Here is a 17,922-nt window from a genome sequence, read left to right on the forward strand (position 1 = left end):
GGGTCAGTCTATGACCAACGAGTGGGACCGTTACAACCGGCTTATTTCGCAGACCGATGCGTTGGGGAACACCACTCGATATGAATACGACGGCGCGGGAAATCTCACCACTGCAATCCGTCCCGATGGCAGGGTGACGCAGGCTGAGTACAACGAGCTGAACCAGATAGTTCATGCAGTGACCGCTGGTGGGTCGACATGGCGTTATCGATATGACGACCGGGGTAACCACACCGCCACCGTTGACTACGAAGGCTCCGAAACTCTCTACGCGTACGACGAGATCGGTGGCCTTGTCGCAGTGACGGACGTCGCCGGTCGTACCAGTTTGGCACGCTGCAACACGGCTGGCCTGCCCCTAGAGTTCACTGACGCAGAGGGTGGAACCAGTCGCGTCGAGCGGGACTCCTTCGGCCGTGTCCGGTCCTTCACCGATCCGCTCGGTGGTGTGACCCGTTTTGGCTTCACCATCGAAGGGAGGCCGGTTTTGCGTGAAGGGGCGGATGGGTTCCGAGAGATATCGGAATGGGATGCAGAAGGGAATCTGGTCTCACAGGCTGACCGGGCCGAGAATAGCACCAGATACAAGATAGGCCCCTTTGGGCAGGTGGTGGAGCGGACGCTGTCCGACGGATCTACGTACTCCTTCGGCTATGACACCGAACTCAATCTGTTGCATGTTTCGGACCCCAGTGAGCGCAGCTGGCAGTACAGATATGACGAGGCGAATCGGGTTACCTCGGAGACGGACTTCAACGGGCGTACTGTCGCGTATGAATTGAACGCCATGGGTGATCTGCTCTCGCGTACCAATGGTGCGGGGCAAGTCATCGAATTCCGTCGCGACGTGCTCGGCCGGACCCTGGAGACGCACTACGACGGTGAGGTGTCGTACTACACCTACGACGAGGCCGGAAACTTGGTCCGAGAGGCCGGGCCGGACGCGACTGTGGAGCGCGAGTTCAGCGCCGCCGGGCAGATCCTCTCAGAGAGCATCGACGGTCGGACCACCACATATGAGTACGACGCACGAGGGCGACGCACCAAGCGCCGTACACCCACGGGTATCGAGTCCACCTGGACGTATGACGAGGCAGGCCACCCCACCGCCTTGGACACCGCTGGGCATCGCATTGATTTCGGCTTCGACCGGGCCCATCGGGAAACCGCACGTCACCTGCCGGGCGGGGTCGCCCTCACACAGACGTGGGACAACGCGGGGCGTCTCGCTGCGCAACGCCTCTCGAGGATCCCCGATCAGCATGCTCACCCCCAAGACCAGGACGAGGTCCTGCTCCAGCAACGTGAGTACGCCTACCGTCCGGACGGCATCCCGACAGAGATCCGGGACCTGACCACGGGCACACGGCGATTCACCCTCGACCCCGCGGGCCGTGTCACGGCCGTGGAAGCGCGGCGCTGGACCGAGACGTACCAGTACGACGAAGTGGGCAACATCAGCCACGCTGCGACCCCCGGCGCCGAGGACACGGTCGGGGATCGTGTCCTCGCCGGCACCAGGGTTCAGCGGGCAGGGCGTACGCGCTACGAACACGACGCGGAGGGCCGTGTCGTCCGCGTCATCCACCGACTGCTGAGCGGTCGGCATCGGGTTCAGTCCTATCTGTGGAACAGCCGCAACCAGCTCGTCGGCACGACGACCCCGGACGGCACTCGGTGGCGATATCGCTACGACCCTGCTGGCCGCCGTGTGGCCAAGCAACGACTGGACGACGAAGGCAGCGTCGCGGACGAGGTGCTCTTCGTCTGGGACGACACGCGCCTCATCGAACAAGTCACCAAGAACGGCCGTGTCACCGCCTGGGATTACGAGCCCGGCGGCCACCGGCCCGTGGCGCAGTTCGACCGGGCGGATCAGGACCAGGACGCCCGATTCCACGCCATTGTCGCGGACCTGTCCGGAGCCCCGGCCGAACTTGTCTCCACGGACGGAGAAGTGGCCTGGCAGCAGCGCACACTTCTTTGGGGAGGCTCCCTCTCCGCCGGGCTGAGGGAGGAAACAACAGCGGGGAGTGTGGACTGCCCACTGCGCTTCGAAGGTCAGTACGCTGACGCGGAAACCGGCTGGCATTACAACTTCCAGCGCTATTACGACCCGCGGATCGGTCAGTACGTATCGTCGGATCCGCTCGGCCTCGCGCCTGCCCCGAACGACAGGGCTTACGTACCCAATCCCTACCGGTGGGCCGACCCGCTGGGACTGGCCTGGCAGGACCCGAACAATGGCATGCGGTTCGGCCGTGACCCCAGTCTCCCGCCAGCGGATGAAGACGGGCGGGAGTTCACCCGGAGCAGTCAGTATCCTTCCGACTACCGTGTCTCCACACACGACCACATGGTCACTCACTACACGGACGAAGGGCGGGCCCTCAACGGGGTTCCGCGCGACAGCAACAACCAGCGTATCCCGCGGGACCAATTGACCTGGCGTGACGGTGACCGAAATCTGCTGTGGGACCCCCGAGCGAACAACACGCAGCCGTTCCATCGTGCGGTTACTTATGAGCACCTGGATCCGGTGGTTGCGCACTGGAACCGTGAGGGAAGATTCTCGGACCGGGCATCGAGAAACGACTTTTACAACAATACGGACCACATGGAGCCCATGAACGGCCGCGAAAACTCGCGTGGTGGAGGCCGTATGACGGATACGTACACTCAGGAGACGGGCGAAGGATACTCGTGCAGCTAGTCGAGGAGACAGAGAACCGATGAACATCCGAGAAGTAGTGGCCGGTTTCCCTGGCTCTGTTCAGCTCGATGGTCTGGAAAATGCCTGGTATTGGTCCCCGGCGCCCGGCATCGACTTCGCGGGAGCCTTGTCTGCGGATGGCCTTCGGCTCCTGCAGGTCAGGGCCGCTGATTCATATGATCACGAGCTGGCGGTAGCCGTGCTCGGGTTCGCACGTGATCACGAGGATGCTATGTTCGCCGCGAATCCGAGCATCGGATTCGAAGCAGGCTTCGTTCCCCCCGCAGGATTCGCATTTGACACCGTCGCGGCGACGTCACCTGAGGTACATCGGTTTTACTCGTACGAGAACCCGGAACTGATGCCGCTTGTCCGTGTGGTGCTACCGGCGTACGCCTGCGAATTCTCCGGTGAGGAATCCGAGAGCGAAGCGATCACCCGGTACAAGATGCTGGGGAAGAGTCGGCTTCTCGCACGCGATCCTGTTCCGTTCCTCAAGATGCGTTACGCCAACACCCGAACCAAGGCGCGGAGCACCAACCCAGGCCGCGGGTTCACGGAGGAGCTCCGGCTGCAACAGGAACTCCGGGACATGGACGGCGCACCCGAGAGTTTCGTTGAATTCGAGAACCGTCACGCCAAGGTATGGCGAGTGGAATGGCATGGCGCCTGGTACATGGCGGAGTGGGACACAAAGGACGGGGCGCCGCGAGAGATCGGCCTCGACGAACTGCTGGAGTTCGCTGCGGCTCGGCTAAGGGACTGACGGGCGTACTTGCACGATCGTAGAGGGGGCCGGCATGGCGATGGCACTGCACCGGTACGCATCGGCCCCCCTCACGGACGGCCTGCCCCTGCTGGACGTACCCGGCTTCTGGGCCGCCCATCTAGCCGACCTCAGCGAAGGCTTCCCCGCGGAGGCGTTCGGCTTCGACGCCGCCGATGCCGGTGTAGCCCTGGAGAGGCTGCATGACCGGTCCGCCTGGCCGGTGTTCACCGTGTCGCTCGCCGGCGGCTTCGCGATTGTCGTGCATTACAACAGTGGCGAGGAGTTCACGACCACGGACTACTTCCTCACGCACCGGGACTGGCCGGACTCCCGCGCTCTCGTCCTCGCCTCCGATGATCAGGACCGCATCGGCCCCGGCCTCTGCTGGCCAGAGCTTGCCGCTCTGCTCCCCGCCCCCGCGGAAGCCGCCGGAGTCACCGACCCACACGCCCGGCTGCTGCTTCTCCTCCCCGTGCTGGGAGACGCGGACGCGCCGCCCGAAGCCGTGGACGCCGTCGTCGAAGCACTGGTCGCGCAAGGTGCCCCGCCCGGCTGCGAGGCGTTGGCCGCCCAGTTGCTGGAGGGGCATCCCATGTGGGGAGCCGCGACGTGGACGTACGACGTCGATGAGCGGAGCTGGATCTGCGACGGTGAACACAGCCCCCGGCAGGAGCCTCTAGGGGAGCGCCTACCTGACGTACAGCGGGACGCCCTTGAGACGGTGCTCTGTGGGCCGCCCGGGGCGGAAGCGAGCCTCCCTGCACCGGCGCTGTAACAGACCGGCGGAAGCTCGGCCCGGCTTCGCGACCGGGCCGAACTCCCAGCGTCAATGCGGGCTCAGCGCCGCCCCATCCCCCGCTTCACCCTCTTCCCCGCAGCCGACTCATCCAGCGTCTTCCACAGCTTCGAAGAGCTCACCGACGTGTACACCCCCGGAGCCCCCTGCGCCCCGCACCCGTCCCCGTACGAGACCACGCCTATCTGGATCGGGGCCCTGCGGCCGGGGACGTTGCGGAAGATGGGGCCGCCGCTGTCGCCCTGACAGGAGTCCTTGGTCTCCACGCCCGCGCAGAAGTTGACCTTTGCGTCGTACTCCCCGTAACTCGTCCCGCATTCCGCGTGCGAGAGGATCGGCACCTTTACCTGGCGCAGGCGGTCCGGGGTGTTGGGGAGGTCCGTGTCCGTGTTGCCCCAGCCTGCGACCGTGGCCTTCTGGCCGGGGCGGATCAGGGCGTCCGTGCCCTGGGTGGGGAGGGCGATGGGCGAGATTCCCTTTACCGGCTTGCTGAGTTGGATGAAGGCCACGTCGTACGCCTCCTTGCCCCCGAGGTAGCGGGGGTGGACCACCACCCCATCCCTCGCCACGTTGCGTATCTGGCCCTGGCCGGACTTGGACAGGACCGTGCGGCCCACCGCCACCTGGAGCTTCTTCGGCTTCAGGGGCTTGCCCGCGTCGTCGACCAGGCAGTGCGCCGCCGTCATCACCGTGTCCGCGGTGACCAGGCTGCCGCCGCAGAACTGGCGGTCGAGCGCGCTGCCGGCGCCCTTGTCCATGACCGCCGCCATGAACGGATAGGCGTCGTTGGAGACTTCGGTGCCGCCGATGATCGCGTGCGCGGCGGGGGTGCCGGTGGCCAGCAGGGCGAGCGTCGCCGTGGCTACGCCGGCCGTCGCCGCCATGGTTTTGCGTGACGCAGTCCGTGACGTCGAGCGTCGGACGTACGAAGTGAAGGAGAGTCTCATGGGGGTTGAACTTCTCTTTCGTGCCGAATATGGGCAGAACAGAACGGAACAGAACGGAACAGGACAGGGAAATCTGGTGCGGTACGCCGTCCCTGCGGATCTCGGCGTTCCGGATGGTGAGAGGGGAGAGTGCGGGGCGGGGTTCATCGAGTACGGAGGGGAACCCGAAAGGGGTTCAAAGGTGCCCCGCGGGCCCGCACATGGCCGAACTCCGCCCAACCGGGAACCACTCCTGCCCCTCCCCGCGTCATCCGTGCGGCTGATGGGGCAGCTGTTCGTCGGTCGGTGGGCGGCGGGTGTTCCTCGTCACCGCACCTCGCGGCACCCGTTGCGCAAAGAGTAAATATTCGCGTCCGCACATCATCATCTCCACCCGGGATCCCGGAATGCGTGGGAACCATGGAGTACGGATTGCGCGTGGGTAACGATGGCGGGAGCGGGTCGCAGCAGTCTCAACGCGCCTTGAGGGGCTTATGTGCTGCTGATACGGTGCGATGACTTGACACTGTGCCTGGGACTGAATAGCCCGCCCGAGGCGGGCGAAGAGAGTCGCGAGTGTCTGAAAATGACCGAATCTTCTTGGGCGTACGGGGAGCAGTTGCGTGAAGATCCAAGAGCGTACGGGGGCGGGCAACAGCCGTTCCGCCGCACCGGTTCAGCCGGCGGTCGGTGAGCGCCTTCCCGCGCCGCCTCGCGAGCGCAAACCGGCACTTGCCGCCCTGGCCGTTCTGCTCATCCTCGTCGGCGCCCTCGGTGCCACCGTCCTCGTGCTGCGCGCGGGAGACCGTGTAGAGGTCGTGAAGGTGACGGCCGAGATCCCGGCGGGCGAGACGGTCAGCGGTGACAACGTCACCTCCGTCATGGTCGCCGACGACGCGAGCATCAACTACGTCAAGTGGGATCAGCTCGAAGGGCTGAAGAAGCTCAAGGCCACCAACACCATCCCCAAGGGTGCCGTGGCCGTCGGCGAGATGTTCTCCAGCAAGGGCGGCCTGCCCGCGGGCAAGTCCGCGGTCGGCGTCTCCCTCAAGGAGGGGCAGTACCCCGCCTCCGGCCTGAAGAACGGCGACACGGTGGACGTCTACCAGGTCGGTGACGCCGCATCCGGCTCCGGCGACAAGGGCAGCAGCGGTTCCGCCGGTTCGAGCGCGAGCGACTCGCCGATCGTCTCGGGCGCCCGTGTCAGCACCGTCGCGGACAAGAGCGACGCCACCGTGAGCACCGGCGCCCTGGGCGTCACGCTTCAGGTGGACACCGCCGACGCGGCTGCCGTCACCAGGGCAGCGTCCGCCGGTGCCGTGTCTCTCGTCCAAGTGTCTCCCAACGGCAACTAGAGGCGAGTAGAAGAGACATGGCGCTCATTGCTCTCGCTGCGGACAAGGGATCTCCCGGAGTCACCACCGCGGCCGTCGCGCTCGCAGCCGTCTGGCCGCGGCGCGTGCTCGTCGCGGAGACCGACCCCGCCGGCGGCGACCTGGTCTACCGCAGTGCCGCCGCGCACGGCGGACCGCTCAACCCCAACACCGGGATGCTCAGCATCGCGGCCACCGCACGCCGCGGCCTCGTACCCGACCAACTCTGGGACCACACGCAGCCGTTGAGCGGCGGCCTCGAGGTGCTCGTCGGGCTCGGCGTCGCCGAGCAGGCCGCCGGGCTCGCGGGGCTCTGGCCGACCCTCGGCCGTGCCTTCTCGCAGCTCGCCGACTCCCCGAACGCGCCCGCCGATGTCATTGCCGACTGCGGTCGTATCAGCGGGGACACCCCTGCCGTCGAGCTCTTCCCGCAGGCGGCCCTCGTGCTGCTCGTATCGCGGACCGAGCCCGAGGCCATCGCGCGTGTACGCGACCGTGCCGCCGCCCTGGCCGCCAAGCTGCACGGCGGATCGCGCGGCGCCGCGTCGCTCGCGACCCCGCTCATCGGCGTACTCCTGATCGCGGACCCTTCGACGTCCGGCAAGCTCGTCCACCAGGTCAACGAAATGCTGATGGCAGCGCAGACCGGCGCCCGGGTCGTCGGCACGCTCGCCGAAGACCACGCGGGAGCCGAGCAGTTGGCGGGACGCAAGCGCGGGCGTCTCGACAAGTCCATGCTGATCCGCTCGGCCCGCAAGGTCACCGTCGACCTGTACCAGCAGTACGGCGCCGCCTGGGCCAACCCGAACGCGGGCGCACAGGGCGCGCACGGCGGAGTACACGGCGGAGTGCACGGCACGCACGGCGGCGTGCACGGGGCAGGCCGATGAGCGTTCCCGTCGATCACCAGCTCGTCAAGCGGTTCCGGCAGGACGCCGGTGACCGCATCGCCGAGCAGCGCCGCCTGGACCAGGTCTCCGGCGTCACCCCCATGTCGGGCGAGGACGAGCGGCAGTACGCCCGCGCGGTCATCGCCCAGATCCTGGAGGAGTACGCCCGGATAGAGATCAACGCCGGGCGCACCCCGCTGGACGCCGACACGGAGGAGAAGTACGCGGCCGCCGTGCACGCCGCGCTCTTCGGCGTGGGACGGCTCCAGCCGCTGCTCGACGACCCCGAGGTCGAGAACATCGACATCAACGGGTACGACCAGGTCTTCGTCGGATACGCGGACGGCCGCGAGGTCAAGGGCGACCCCGTCGCCGAGACCGACGAGGAGCTCATCGAGCTCATCCAGATCCTCGGCGCCTACTCCGGTCTCTCCTCGCGCCCCTTCGACTCCGCCAACCCGCAGCTCGATCTGCGGCTGCCCGACGGCTCGCGTCTGTCGGCCGTCATGGACGTCACGCGGCGCCCCGCGCTCTCCATCCGACGTGCCCGCATGGGCAAGGTCTTCATGTCGGACCTGGTGGGCAACGGCACGATCACGCCCGAGGTCGCGCACTTCATGGCGTGCGCGGTGCGGGCCCGCAAGAACATCATGATCGCGGGCGCGACGAACGCCGGGAAGACGACCCTGCTGCGGGCCCTGGCCAACGAGATCCCGCCGCACGAGCGTCTGGTGACCGTCGAGCGAGCCCTTGAGCTCGGCCTCGACCAGTACGCCGATCTGCACCCGAACGTCGTCGCGTTCGAGGAGCGCCTGCCCAACTCCGAGGGCCAGGGCCAGATTTCGATGGCGGAGCTCGTGCGCCGATCGCTCCGCATGAACCCGTCGAGGGTCATCGTCGGTGAGGTTCTGGGCGACGAGATCGTGACGATGCTCAACGCGATGTCGCAGGGCAACGACGGCTCGCTCTCCACGATCCACGCCAACAGTTCGAGTGAGGTCTTCAACCGCATCTCGACGTACGCCCTCCAGGCCTCCGAGCGGCTGCCCATCGAGGCCAGCCAGATGCTCGTGGCCGGAGCCGTCAACTTCGTCGTCTTCATCCAGCGGCGCAACAACTACCAGACCGGCGGCAAGCTCCAGCGCATGGTGACCTCGGTCCGCGAGGTCAACGGCGTCGACGGCCGCGTCCTGTCCAGCGAGGTCTTCGCGGAGGCCCCGAACGGGCAGGTCGTGGCGCACGCGCCGATCGCCTGCATGGACGACCTGGCCGTCTTCGGCTACCGCCCCGCCGGGCAATGGGGGTGAGCACGACATGAACTCACTCGGCTCGATGGGCGGCCTTTTCTCGCTGCCCGTCCTGTACGCACTGGGCTGCGGCATCGCGGTCGGCGGTGGCCTCGCGGTCCTGGCGATCGCGCTGCGCGGACTGCCGGTGAAGCCCGAGCACGAGAAGCAGCGGGCCAGCGAGCGGGCGAGCGAACTCATCCGGTTCGCGGGCCAGCGGGGCTCCATGGCCATCGGCGTGGGCCTCGTGGTGCTGCTGCTCACGCGGTGGGCGGTGGCGGGCATCGCGTCCGGCATCCTCGTCTTCTTCTGGGACAAGCTGTTCGGCGGCGCCAAGGAGGAGCGCGCGCAGATGAAGCGCGTCGAGGCCCTCGCCGCCTGGACGGAGTCCCTGCGCGACACCATCGCGGGCGCGGTCGGCCTGGAGCAGGCGATCCCCGCTTCGGCGCGGGCGGCGGCTCCCGTCCTGCGTCCGCACCTGGACGCCCTGGTGGACCGGCTGCGGGCGCGTACGCCGCTGCCCGAGGCACTTCAGGTGCTCGCCGACGAGATCGACGACGCGTCGGCGGACATCATCGTGGCCGCCCTGATCCTGAACGCGAAGCTGCGCGGTCCGGGTCTGCGGCAGGTCCTCGGCGCGCTGGCCAAGTCGGCGCGCGAAGAGGTCGACATGCGCCAGCGCGTGATGGCGCAGCGCGCGTCGACGCGGCGTTCGGTGCAGATCGTGGTCGCGGTGTCGATCTCGTTCGTGCTCGGCCTCTCGATCTTCAACCGCGACTTCGTCTCGCCCTACGGCACCGCGGTCGGGCAGCTCGTGCTCGCCTGCGTCTGCGGCCTGTTCGCACTCGGCTTCTGGTGGCTGCGCAAGCTCTCGACGGTGGAGACCCCGGACCGCTTCCTGGTCAAGGACGAGCCGGGCGTGCAGTTCGTGCGCCCGCGGGGTCCGGGCGGCGCGCCCGGCACGGGTTCGGGCGAGCAGGCGCCGCCGGCGGGCCAGGCGGGTCCGTACGGCCAGCAGCCGCAGACGCCGCAGCCGCAGCCGGGTCAGGCCTACGGGAATCCTGAGGGGGTACGTCGATGAGCCTGACGATGCCGATAGTGATCGGCGCCATCATGGGCCTGGGCATCTACGCCCTCGTACGTGCCCTGATGCCTTCCAAGCGCAGCGCGGTCGCCACGGTCGCGCGGATCGACGCCATGCGGGCGCGGGGAGCGGCGTACGAGTCGCATCGCGCCACGTCCGACGAGACCAAGGGTGACGCGGGCCGGTTCGGTTCGGCCCGTGCCCGGGTGGGTGCGCGCGTCGCCGACTTCTACTTGCAGCAGGGCTGGGAACAGCGTTCGCTGCGGGCCGACCTGGCGGTGCTCGACCGCAGCTGGGAGAAGTTCCTGGCCACGAAGACGCTGCTCGCTGCCACGGGTGTCTTCTTCGGGCCGTTCCTGTTCGCGGTCATCTGGACCCTGGGTGTCGGCAAGAGCCCGATCATCCCGGTCTGGCTGGCCCTCATGTTCGGCGCACTGTTCTTCTTCCTGCCCGACCTCGAAGTGCGCAGGGACGCCGCGAACAAGCGGCGCGACCTGCGCCGCGTCATCGGCGCCTATCTGGACCTGGTGTCGATGAGCCTGGCCGGCGGCCGGGGTCTGCCCGAGGCCCTGATGGCCGCGGCGGAGATCTCGGACGGCTGGGCGACGCGGCGCATCCGCGCGGCGTTGGCCGATGCCCGGATCACCGGCATCAGCCAGTGGCAGGCACTGGGCGCGCTCGGCGAGGAACTGGGCGTCGAGGAGCTCAAGGACCTGTCGGCGTCCCTGGCGCTCGTGGCGGACGACGGCGCCAAGGTGCGCGAGTCGCTCGCCTCGCGTGCCGAGACGATGCGGCACCGCGAGATGGCCGAGATCGAGGGCAGCGCGGGCGAGAAGTCCCAGTCGATGCTCGTCGCCCAGCTTCTTCTGTGTGCCGGCTTCCTGGTCTTCCTCATCTTCCCGGCGGCCATGCGCGTGTTCCAGGTCTAGCGATCTCTACGGCGATGGACGGGCCGGCGGACGGCGGCGGCCCGGGACCCTTCCCCCCACTCCTGAAAGGACAACTCACCATGAACGGACGGAACTTCAGCACCGGCAACCCCGGTCTGGACCTCGTGATCACCTTCCTGCAGGGCCGCGTGCAGCGTGCCCGCTCCGGCGAGCTCGACCGTGGTGCGTCCGCGGTCGAGTGGGTCATCATCTCGGCGGTCGTCGTGGCGATCGTCGGCGTGGTCGCCGCGATCATCAACGAAGCCCTCGGTTCGGGCGCCAAGAAGGTCGGCGAGTGCATCAAGGGCGCGGACGCCGGCAGCACCTGCTGATCGGTCAGTCGGCCGGTCGGTCGGTTACGGGGAACGAAGGCGGGGACGAGTGCGCGGGTGCGTGAAGCGATGGGTACGCCGCAGGGTGGAGGCAGCCTCCACCCGCGGTGAATCCGGCATGACCGCGATCGAGTTCGTGCTGCTCACTCCGGTCCTCTTCTTCATGATCTTCGCGACGGTGCAGTTCGCGCTGTACTTCTTCGCGGACCATGTCGCCCAGGCCGCGGCCCAGGCGGGCGCGCGCAAGGCCCGCGCGACGGCCGACGAGAACCCGGGCGGCTGGCGGGGCAACTCGCGTGACGTGGTCGACGCCTACATCCAGCAGCTGGGGCCGCAGCTGGTGATCGGCCCCGACGTGAAGATGATCGAGCCGAAGGCGAACACCGTCGGGGTGGAGATCACCGCGAAGGTCCCCTCGGTCTTTCCCGGCCTCGACCTGACGGTGCACGCGCAGTCGTCCGGGCCGGTGGAGCGGTTCGTGCAGGACGGGGAGGGCGGCTGATGGAGAACGTACGAGTACGTACTGCTCTGCGTCTGCGCCGCGTCCTGTCCGAGGCGGGTGACCGGGGGCTCTCGACCATCGAGGTGGTCATCCTCGCCCCCGTGATGATCCTCTTCATCCTGGTCCTGGTGGCCTTCGGACAGCTCGTCGACGGCCGGGGCGCCATCGACGGGGCGGCGCGCGACGCGGCACGCGCGGGCTCGATCCAGAAGGACGCGGGCACGGCGATGGCCGAGGCGAAGGCCGCCGCGGAGGCCGACCTCGCGGACGTCTGCTCCGGGCCGGTCAGCATCACCAAGACGAGCAACGGCTTCAAGGCCGAGGTCGACCCGTTCTTCACCGTCGAAGTGAGCTGCGAGATCCGGGGGTTGGACTTGATCGGCCTGGACATCCCGACGACCCTGAAGGCCAGCTTCAGCTCCTCGCTCGACCCGCTGAGGAGGTCGGCGTGAGCACCGTATCCACCCTGCGCGAGTGGCTCTCGACCCGCCGGGAACGCCTCGACGACCGCGGCTCGGGCGCGGGCGCCGTCATCATCTTCGCTCTGGTCTTCCTCTCCCTCTCGGCCTTCGTCATCGACGGCGGCATGTCCATCTCCAAGCGCGAGCGGGCCGCCGACATAGCGGAACAGGCGGCGCGTTACGCGGCGCAGGACATCGACCGCGAAGGCATCTACGAAGGCGCCAAGGGCGCCCCCATCAACTACGAGAACTGCGGCGCACGAGCCCAGGCATTCGCCCGCGAACTGGGCATGAGCGGCCCCGACGTGGCGGCGACCCACTGCGTGACGGCCAACGCCCAGCAGGTCGAGGTCGAGGTCCAGATGACCTACAGCCCGGTGTTCACCGGGATGTTCTACGGCGGCGACGTCACGGTGCGCGGAAGCGCGATCGCGGAGAACGAGGTCGGCTGACCGGCACGGCGTAACCGTGCGCCGGGTCCCTTGCCGTTCGGGGGCCGTCCACCCAGAGGGTCACCTCACTCGTCCGACTTTCACTCCGGTGGACGTTGGCCCTGCGGTGACCTTCGGTGGTCGCGGGGGGTTTTACCGCCTGTTCCCCTTTGCGGGGAGGGACAGGGAGGTAGGGTCGGGTGCGTACGCGGGTGGCGTCGACGCTGGTTGGTGTGGCTGCGGCCACGGTGATCGTTGCCGGGTGCGGCAGGGGAGATCCCGGCGGCACGGAGAAGATCGCCGGCGCAGATACGTCGACCGGTTCGGCCGGGCCCACGGCATCCGCCGCCGCGGACGACGTCGAGCGGCCGACGGTCAAGCTGCCGGGCAGCGTGAAGAACGTCTTCGAGGGGCCCCGGACCGGGGAGGTGACGAAGGACGCGGTGCTCGCAGACAGCGAGCGGGGGATCAACGCCGAGAGCGACGCCATCGTCAGGGGAACTCCGACCTCTGCCGCCCTGCGCTTCTACAACAAGGGCGAGTCCCTGTTGTCGGAGGCCAAGTACGTGCGGAGCTTCCTGGACGCAGGCATCAGCTACAAGGGCACGATCCGCTACTTCGACCGCAGGGTGACCGTCGTCGACGACAGGACGGCGACGCTCGTCTACTGCGCCGACGAGAGCGGCGCCGCCAATACGGACCGTAGGACCGGCGTGACCAAGAAGTCCGGTCAGACGAAGCCGGACGACAACTACGTGCTCTACAACACGCGGCTGACACTGAACTCGAAGGGTGTCTGGCAGAGCACGAAGGGCTTCTCGAAGCGAGGGGCCGACGCATGCCTGCCGCGGTGAAGCGGCAATGCGTCACGGCGGCCGTGGTGGTCCTGGCACTGGCCTCGTGGCCCTCGTCCGCCTCCGGCATCGGCACGGGCGGAGCCGGCAAGGAGGAGGTCGCCGCCGGGGGCGGTGCGAGCGGCGGCAACATCCATGCGCGGACCAGCATCCGCACCACCGTCAACGGCGGTTCCTCCTCGTCGGGAACGGGCACGTTGACTCCGGCCACAGCCGTGAACTGGAGCCCCCCGGCCTGCTGGTACGAGCCCGCGTTCTCCCCGAAGGAGATCGAGCGCACCGTCGAGGCGTGGCGGGCGTTCGGGGCGGGGGCGCCGCTGGTGGGCGGGATCGGGTACGCCATCAGCGCCGTCCTGGAGCGCCGCTACAAGGACGGCCACCCGTACAAGAACTACAACCTCTCCAAGCAAGGCAAGGGAATGTTCTGGGCGGCGGTGGTCAATCCGAACCGCGAGGACGACCCCGACGCCACGTCCTGCGACCGGCAGCCCTTCTGGGTGGACGAGGGAGAGACCCCGGCGGAGCCCCTGGCTGCCTCGCCGAAGGTCCTCGCCCAGTACGCGTACGACGAACTCCCCGTCCCCGGAACCGAGATCGAGACGGCCCCGAAGAGCGGGTCCATGGTGAACCTGCCCACCTGGGTCTGGCTGGACAGGGGCAGGTTCAGGAAGGTCTCCGTCACCGCGAGCCTCCCCGGCACGGGCCTCGCGACGACGACAACCGCTGAGCCTTACGCCCTGCGCATCGATCCCGGCACCTCCGACGCGACACGCTTCCCCGCGTCGGGCGGCTGCGCGATCCGCAGGGACGGCGGCATCGGGGAGCCCTACACGCGGGGCAAGGCGGACAGTGTGCCGCCGTGCGGGGTCACGTATCTGCGCTCCACGCCCGTGCACGGCACGTACGCCCTCCGGGCCACCCTCACCTGGAAGATCCGCTGGACGAGCACCACGGGCGAGGGCGGCACCCTGCCGTCCGGCTCCTTCGGCACGACCCGGCGCATTCCCGTACGGGAGATCCAAGCCGTGAATCGCTGACCCCTCTGCCGGTCACCCGGAGAGCCCCGGCTGGGGCACGGCGCGGAGGAGGAACGAGGCCCAGGAGCGCAGGGGTTTCCAGGCTTCGGACAGTGCGGTGAGTTGCTGGGGGGTTGCTTCCGGGAGGGCGTACGCCGCGCGCATGTGGTGGAGCAGGCGGGGTTCCGTGGCGGGGAAGACGTCTGGGGCGCCGGCGGCGCGGATCAGGATCAGGTGGGCGGAGAACGGGCCGATCCCAGGGAGCCCGCGGAGGCGGGCCAGGGCATCGTCGGTTGGCATGGCCCGTAGCGTCGCCGCGTCCAGGGCGCCGTCGTCCGCGGCGCGGGCGATCGCCTGGATGCGTTCGAGCTTGACCGGGTTGACTCCCGGCAGGGTGGTGGCTTCCGCCACGGTCCGGGGGGCCGGGAACGCCGCGCCGATGTGCTTGTTCCCCTTGTTGTCGCTGAACTCCACTCGTGGGCCCAGCAGCTGCGTGATGCGCTGCTTGTGGGCCGACGCGGCTCGCCTCGACGTGCGTTGGCTCAGCACCGCCCAGCAGGCCGCCTCCCACGGGCTCCAGAAGCAGACCGGCCTGAGGCCCGGTGCCGAGCGGGCCAGGGCGTCGATCACCGGGTCACGGGCCGCGATGTCGTCCAGCGGGCTTCCGTCGACGTCGACCGACAGGATGCGGGCCACGTCGTCCGTCAGGTGCGGGGTGACGGGGGCCGATGACGTCAGGGTCAGCGTCGCGGGATGCGGCTGTGTGATCCGTACGCTGGTGGGCGTCCAGTCGGGCGGTGCGCAGTAGGTGAACTGGAGCGCGTCGTCGGCGGGGCCCGGCTCTCCCGGGGGCCAGGCCTCCAGGAAGCGCCGGGCCTGACGCAGGTCGTAGCTGCCGCGCACCGTCAACTGGGCCTGATGCGTGGTCGTCATGCCGCGTTGTGCAGGGTGAGGCGGTAGCCGTCGGGGTCGGCGACGGTGAACATGCGGCCGAAGGGGCCGTCCGCGGGCTCCGCCTCCGTCTCCGCGCCGCTCTCCGCCACCGCCTTGTAGAGGGCATCCACGTCGTCCACGGCGATCCACAGCGTCACGCCGCGTCCGGCGGTTCCGGGCTCCGGCGTGATGTCGGTGCGCAGCGCCATGAAGACCGGCCGGGAGGCGATGAGCTGGGCTCCGGGCGGGCTGGTCGGTGCGGCGGGCAGGCCGAGGGTGTCGCAGTAGAAGGCGCGGGACTTTTCCAGGTCGCTGACCTGCAGGGATACGAAGTCCACGCCGGTGGGGTCATCGGTGGCGGGCGTCTCGGTGGTGCTCATCGGGGTTCCTCCAGGATGGCCGCGTTGGCAACCGTTAGGGTGCTAATCGTTTTCAACGTAGCATGGAGTCCATGGACGACGCGCACTTTGACCCATCGGTCTCGCTCGGATTCGCCGTCAAGCGCCTTCAGCAGGCCATGCGGCGCGAGATGGACGCCAGGCTGGCCGCGCACGGGCTGACCATGCCGCAGTACACGGCGCTGAATCTGCTGGCCAGGACCCCCGGCATGAGCAACGCGGAGCTGGCCGGGCGGGCCTTCGTCACCCCGCCCACCATGCTGCGCATCATCGACGGCCTCGTCGGCGCACGGCTCGTCCACCGTGCGGGCATGACCGGCCGCCACCGGACCCTGTCCCTCACCGAGCACGGCACCGCCACCCTCGCCAAGGCGACCGCCGAGGTCGGCGGCATCGAGGACACCCTGCGCGGGCAGATCGACTCATCGGATCCGGAGCAGTGGCGGGAGATCCACGCGTGGCTCACGCGCGCCGCCGAAGCGTTCGAAGCCCCGCGGGAGGGGCAGCGTTAGCCGACCGGGCGGCAGAGCAGCGGTTTCTCCAGTTCCGAGCAGGGGCGGTGGCCGTGCACCGGCAGGCTGTCCTTGCCCGCGCCCTCCGTGAGGTAGCGCAGGAAGCCCGCGGCCACTGAGTCGGCGGGGGGTTCACCGTAGGTGTAGGCGAACTCTGTCTGCCAGTACGGGTAGGCGCCTGCGTCCGCGCCCTCCACTGTGGCCGGGTAACCGGCGATGCGGACCTGCTGGATGCCCTCGTGGGCGAGCGCGGCGCCCGCCTCGCTGTGGCCGAGGGCTCCGGGGATCGACGCCACGTTGTCCAGGAGGGTGCCGGTGTCGCCGACCTCGCAGCGGCCGGGCTTGCTCCGGTCCATGCCGGCGCAGTCCCCCGACGTGACCTCCAGGAGCTCCTTGTCGGCGAGGACTTGATGGACGAGCGTGGAGCGGGTGCCGGAGCCGGGGTGGCGGCTGACGAGGTGGACGGGGACGTCGTTGCCGTTCACCTGGCGCCAGTTGGTGATGTCCCCGGAGTAGATCTGGCGCAGCTGCTTGAGGGAGAGGTCCTGGACACCGGCGTCTTTGTTGACGGCGAGGGTGAAGAGGGAGAGCGCGACGGGGCGGGGGAGGAGCTGGGGGCGGCCGTCGCCCTTGGCGCCGTCGGTGAAGGCGAGCCGGTCGGGGAGTCCGGGCCCCGTGCCCCCTGCCTTTTCCTTGGCCGTCTTCTTGCCCGCTGCTTCCAGTGAGTCGAGGCCCGCCACGCTGCCCTTGAACGTGTCGTCCGTGATGTCGATACGGGCGTCCGTGCACTTCTTGACGTACCGCTTGGCCGCATCGGCGACGGCGGACCTGAACGCGGTGGATCCGGAGAGGGTCAGCGTGCCCGCGGCGCAGTCCACCGGTGCGGCCTGGGCGGGGGCGTCGTCCCTGGTGAAGGAGGTGAAGGACTGGGCGGCGGCGACGAGTACCAGGAGCGCGATGAAGACCATGACGGGCTTCGAGGCGAAGGTGTGGCTCTCGGTCTTCTTGATCCGCCCGCCGCGTACGCCGCCCTTTATGCCCGCGACGACCACGGGGTCGGGGAAGTCCTGGCCGGCCGGGAAATCCTGGTCGCGTTCCAGGACGGCGAGGACTTTGTAGTGGGTGCCGCGGTTGAGGGGTACGCGGGGCAGTTCGATGTGGCCGTCGGCCGTGCGCAGGCCGGTGGCGTCGTCGAAGCACGGGCGCAGGTAGTCGTGGCTGAGCTCGGTGACGACCATGCCGTCGACGCGGCGGCCGGGGAAGTTGATCCTGATGCCGACCTGGTCGTCGTCGCGTACGACGTAGTCGGTGGCGTCGATATGGGTCCAGCCGCTGTTCTGGATCCTGAGCAGGACGAATGAGGGGTCGAGGAGGGAGGTGCCGTTCTGCTGCATCTGCCGCAGGACTCCGGCGTGGGGGTGGGTGTCCGCGTTCTTCGCGGTGGTGTCCATCTGTACGCGGTAGCCGAGGCGTTTGCGCCCGGCGAAACCGAACTCCCACAGGGCGGCGCCGACGGGTATCGCGAGCCCGAGGGCGGCGACCGCCGACTCCCAGGAAAGACCACTCAACACCGAACCGACCCCCGTTTGTCCGTACCCCGTTGTGGGGGTGGGGCCAAATTACGAGGGAGGGGGCGGGGGTACGAGTCAACGCCCCTGGTTTCAGGCAGAGTTCACGGTGCGGCCACTCGGGGGCGGGTGGCGTTCACCGGTTGTTC

The 17,922-nt window shown here is 68.6% G+C and carries 19 protein-coding genes; 15 read left to right on the plus strand and 4 right to left on the minus strand.

Going from position 1 to position 17,922, the window contains the following annotated elements; all coding sequences use genetic code 11:
- The first annotated feature begins 10 nt into the window (after positions 1-10).
- The 3 genes from ACQKIP_RS19145 to ACQKIP_RS19155 are packed head-to-tail and all read left to right on the plus strand — an operon-like array spanning position 11 to position 4,257.
- On the plus strand, positions 11-2,713 hold the full coding sequence (locus tag ACQKIP_RS19145; RefSeq protein WP_427743525.1) for an RHS repeat-associated core domain-containing protein: 2,703 nt from the start codon (positions 11-13) through the stop codon (positions 2,711-2,713).
- A gap of 19 nt (positions 2,714-2,732) precedes the next feature.
- Positions 2,733-3,479 (plus strand): hypothetical protein, encoded by a 747-nt coding sequence (locus ACQKIP_RS19150; RefSeq protein WP_365862990.1) that lies wholly within the window; start codon positions 2,733-2,735, stop codon positions 3,477-3,479.
- A gap of 34 nt (positions 3,480-3,513) precedes the next feature.
- On the plus strand, positions 3,514-4,257 hold the full coding sequence (locus ACQKIP_RS19155) for a hypothetical protein (RefSeq protein WP_365862992.1): 744 nt from the start codon (positions 3,514-3,516) through the stop codon (positions 4,255-4,257).
- 62 nt (positions 4,258-4,319) lie between these two features.
- Here ACQKIP_RS19155 and ACQKIP_RS19160 read toward each other — a convergent pair whose 3' ends face one another.
- Positions 4,320-5,162, minus strand: a complete 843-nt coding sequence (locus ACQKIP_RS19160; protein ID WP_365862994.1) for a S1 family peptidase — start codon at positions 5,160-5,162, stop codon at positions 4,320-4,322.
- Between the two features lie 665 nt (positions 5,163-5,827).
- On the opposite strand from ACQKIP_RS19160, the gene ACQKIP_RS19165 reads away from it, so the two are divergent.
- The 11 genes from ACQKIP_RS19165 to ACQKIP_RS19215 all read left to right on the plus strand — a co-directional run bounded on the left by ACQKIP_RS19165 (position 5,828) and on the right by ACQKIP_RS19215 (position 14,383).
- Positions 5,828-6,559: an RcpC/CpaB family pilus assembly protein gene (locus ACQKIP_RS19165; RefSeq protein WP_365862996.1), complete on the plus strand. Its 732-nt coding sequence runs from the start codon at positions 5,828-5,830 to the stop codon at positions 6,557-6,559.
- Positions 6,560-6,576: 17 nt separating this feature from the next.
- Positions 6,577-7,467, plus strand: a complete 891-nt coding sequence (locus tag ACQKIP_RS19170) for a hypothetical protein (protein WP_365862998.1) — start codon at positions 6,577-6,579, stop codon at positions 7,465-7,467.
- Positions 7,464-8,774 carry a CpaF family protein gene (locus tag ACQKIP_RS19175; protein ID WP_365863000.1) on the plus strand — a complete coding sequence of 437 codons (1,311 nt, stop codon included), beginning with the start codon at positions 7,464-7,466 and terminating at the stop codon, positions 8,772-8,774. The genes ACQKIP_RS19170 and ACQKIP_RS19175 overlap by 4 nt, the downstream gene beginning before the upstream one ends.
- 7 nt (positions 8,775-8,781) lie before the next feature.
- The gene (locus ACQKIP_RS19180) at positions 8,782-9,834 is read left to right on the plus strand and encodes a type II secretion system F family protein (RefSeq protein WP_365863002.1); all 1,053 of its coding nucleotides are present in this window, start codon (positions 8,782-8,784) and stop codon (positions 9,832-9,834) included.
- Entirely contained in the window at positions 9,831-10,766 is a 936-nt protein-coding gene (locus ACQKIP_RS19185) for a type II secretion system F family protein (RefSeq protein ID WP_365863004.1), read from the plus strand. The genes ACQKIP_RS19180 and ACQKIP_RS19185 overlap by 4 nt, the downstream gene beginning before the upstream one ends.
- An 80-nt stretch (positions 10,767-10,846) precedes the next feature.
- The gene (locus ACQKIP_RS19190) at positions 10,847-11,098 is read left to right on the plus strand and encodes a hypothetical protein (protein WP_249588426.1); all 252 of its coding nucleotides are present in this window, start codon (positions 10,847-10,849) and stop codon (positions 11,096-11,098) included.
- A gap of 118 nt (positions 11,099-11,216) precedes the next feature.
- Positions 11,217-11,600, plus strand: a complete 384-nt coding sequence (locus tag ACQKIP_RS19195) for a TadE family protein (protein ID WP_427743528.1) — start codon at positions 11,217-11,219, stop codon at positions 11,598-11,600.
- Positions 11,600-12,052, plus strand: a complete 453-nt coding sequence (locus tag ACQKIP_RS19200; RefSeq protein WP_365863007.1) for a TadE/TadG family type IV pilus assembly protein — start codon at positions 11,600-11,602, stop codon at positions 12,050-12,052. The genes ACQKIP_RS19195 and ACQKIP_RS19200 overlap by 1 nt, the downstream gene beginning before the upstream one ends.
- Positions 12,049-12,513, plus strand: coding sequence for a Tad domain-containing protein (locus tag ACQKIP_RS19205; RefSeq protein ID WP_365863009.1), 465 nt, complete (start codon positions 12,049-12,051; stop codon positions 12,511-12,513). Before ACQKIP_RS19200 ends, ACQKIP_RS19205 begins: the two co-directional genes overlap by 4 nt.
- Positions 12,514-12,725: 212 nt before the next feature.
- Complete coding sequence (locus tag ACQKIP_RS19210) at positions 12,726-13,346, plus strand: hypothetical protein (protein ID WP_365863011.1); 621 nt, start codon at positions 12,726-12,728, stop codon at positions 13,344-13,346.
- On the plus strand, positions 13,331-14,383 hold the full coding sequence (locus tag ACQKIP_RS19215) for a hypothetical protein (RefSeq protein WP_365863013.1): 1,053 nt from the start codon (positions 13,331-13,333) through the stop codon (positions 14,381-14,383). The genes ACQKIP_RS19210 and ACQKIP_RS19215 overlap by 16 nt, the downstream gene beginning before the upstream one ends.
- Before the next feature lie 12 nt (positions 14,384-14,395).
- On the opposite strand, the gene ACQKIP_RS19220 is transcribed toward ACQKIP_RS19215, so the two are convergent.
- Positions 14,396-15,295 carry a DNA-3-methyladenine glycosylase family protein gene (locus ACQKIP_RS19220; RefSeq protein ID WP_365863015.1) on the minus strand — a complete coding sequence of 300 codons (900 nt, stop codon included), beginning with the start codon at positions 15,293-15,295 and terminating at the stop codon, positions 14,396-14,398.
- On the minus strand, positions 15,292-15,675 hold the full coding sequence (locus tag ACQKIP_RS19225) for a VOC family protein (RefSeq protein ID WP_365863017.1): 384 nt from the start codon (positions 15,673-15,675) through the stop codon (positions 15,292-15,294). Before ACQKIP_RS19225 ends, ACQKIP_RS19220 begins: the two co-directional genes overlap by 4 nt.
- 71 nt (positions 15,676-15,746) lie before the next feature.
- Between ACQKIP_RS19225 and ACQKIP_RS19230 the strand changes: the two genes are divergently transcribed.
- Entirely contained in the window at positions 15,747-16,205 is a 459-nt protein-coding gene (locus ACQKIP_RS19230; RefSeq protein ID WP_365863019.1) for a MarR family winged helix-turn-helix transcriptional regulator, read from the plus strand.
- On the opposite strand, the gene ACQKIP_RS19235 is transcribed toward ACQKIP_RS19230, so the two are convergent.
- Positions 16,202-17,776: a PstS family phosphate ABC transporter substrate-binding protein gene (locus ACQKIP_RS19235; RefSeq protein ID WP_365863021.1), complete on the minus strand. Its 1,575-nt coding sequence runs from the start codon at positions 17,774-17,776 to the stop codon at positions 16,202-16,204. The two genes, ACQKIP_RS19230 and ACQKIP_RS19235, sit on opposite strands and share 4 nt — an antisense overlap.
- Between the last annotated feature and the right edge of the window lie 146 nt (positions 17,777-17,922).

The sequence above is a fragment of the Streptomyces sp. NPDC059900 genome (genome assembly GCF_050270335.1).
In the GTDB taxonomy this organism is placed as follows: domain Bacteria; phylum Actinomycetota; class Actinomycetes; order Streptomycetales; family Streptomycetaceae; genus Streptomyces.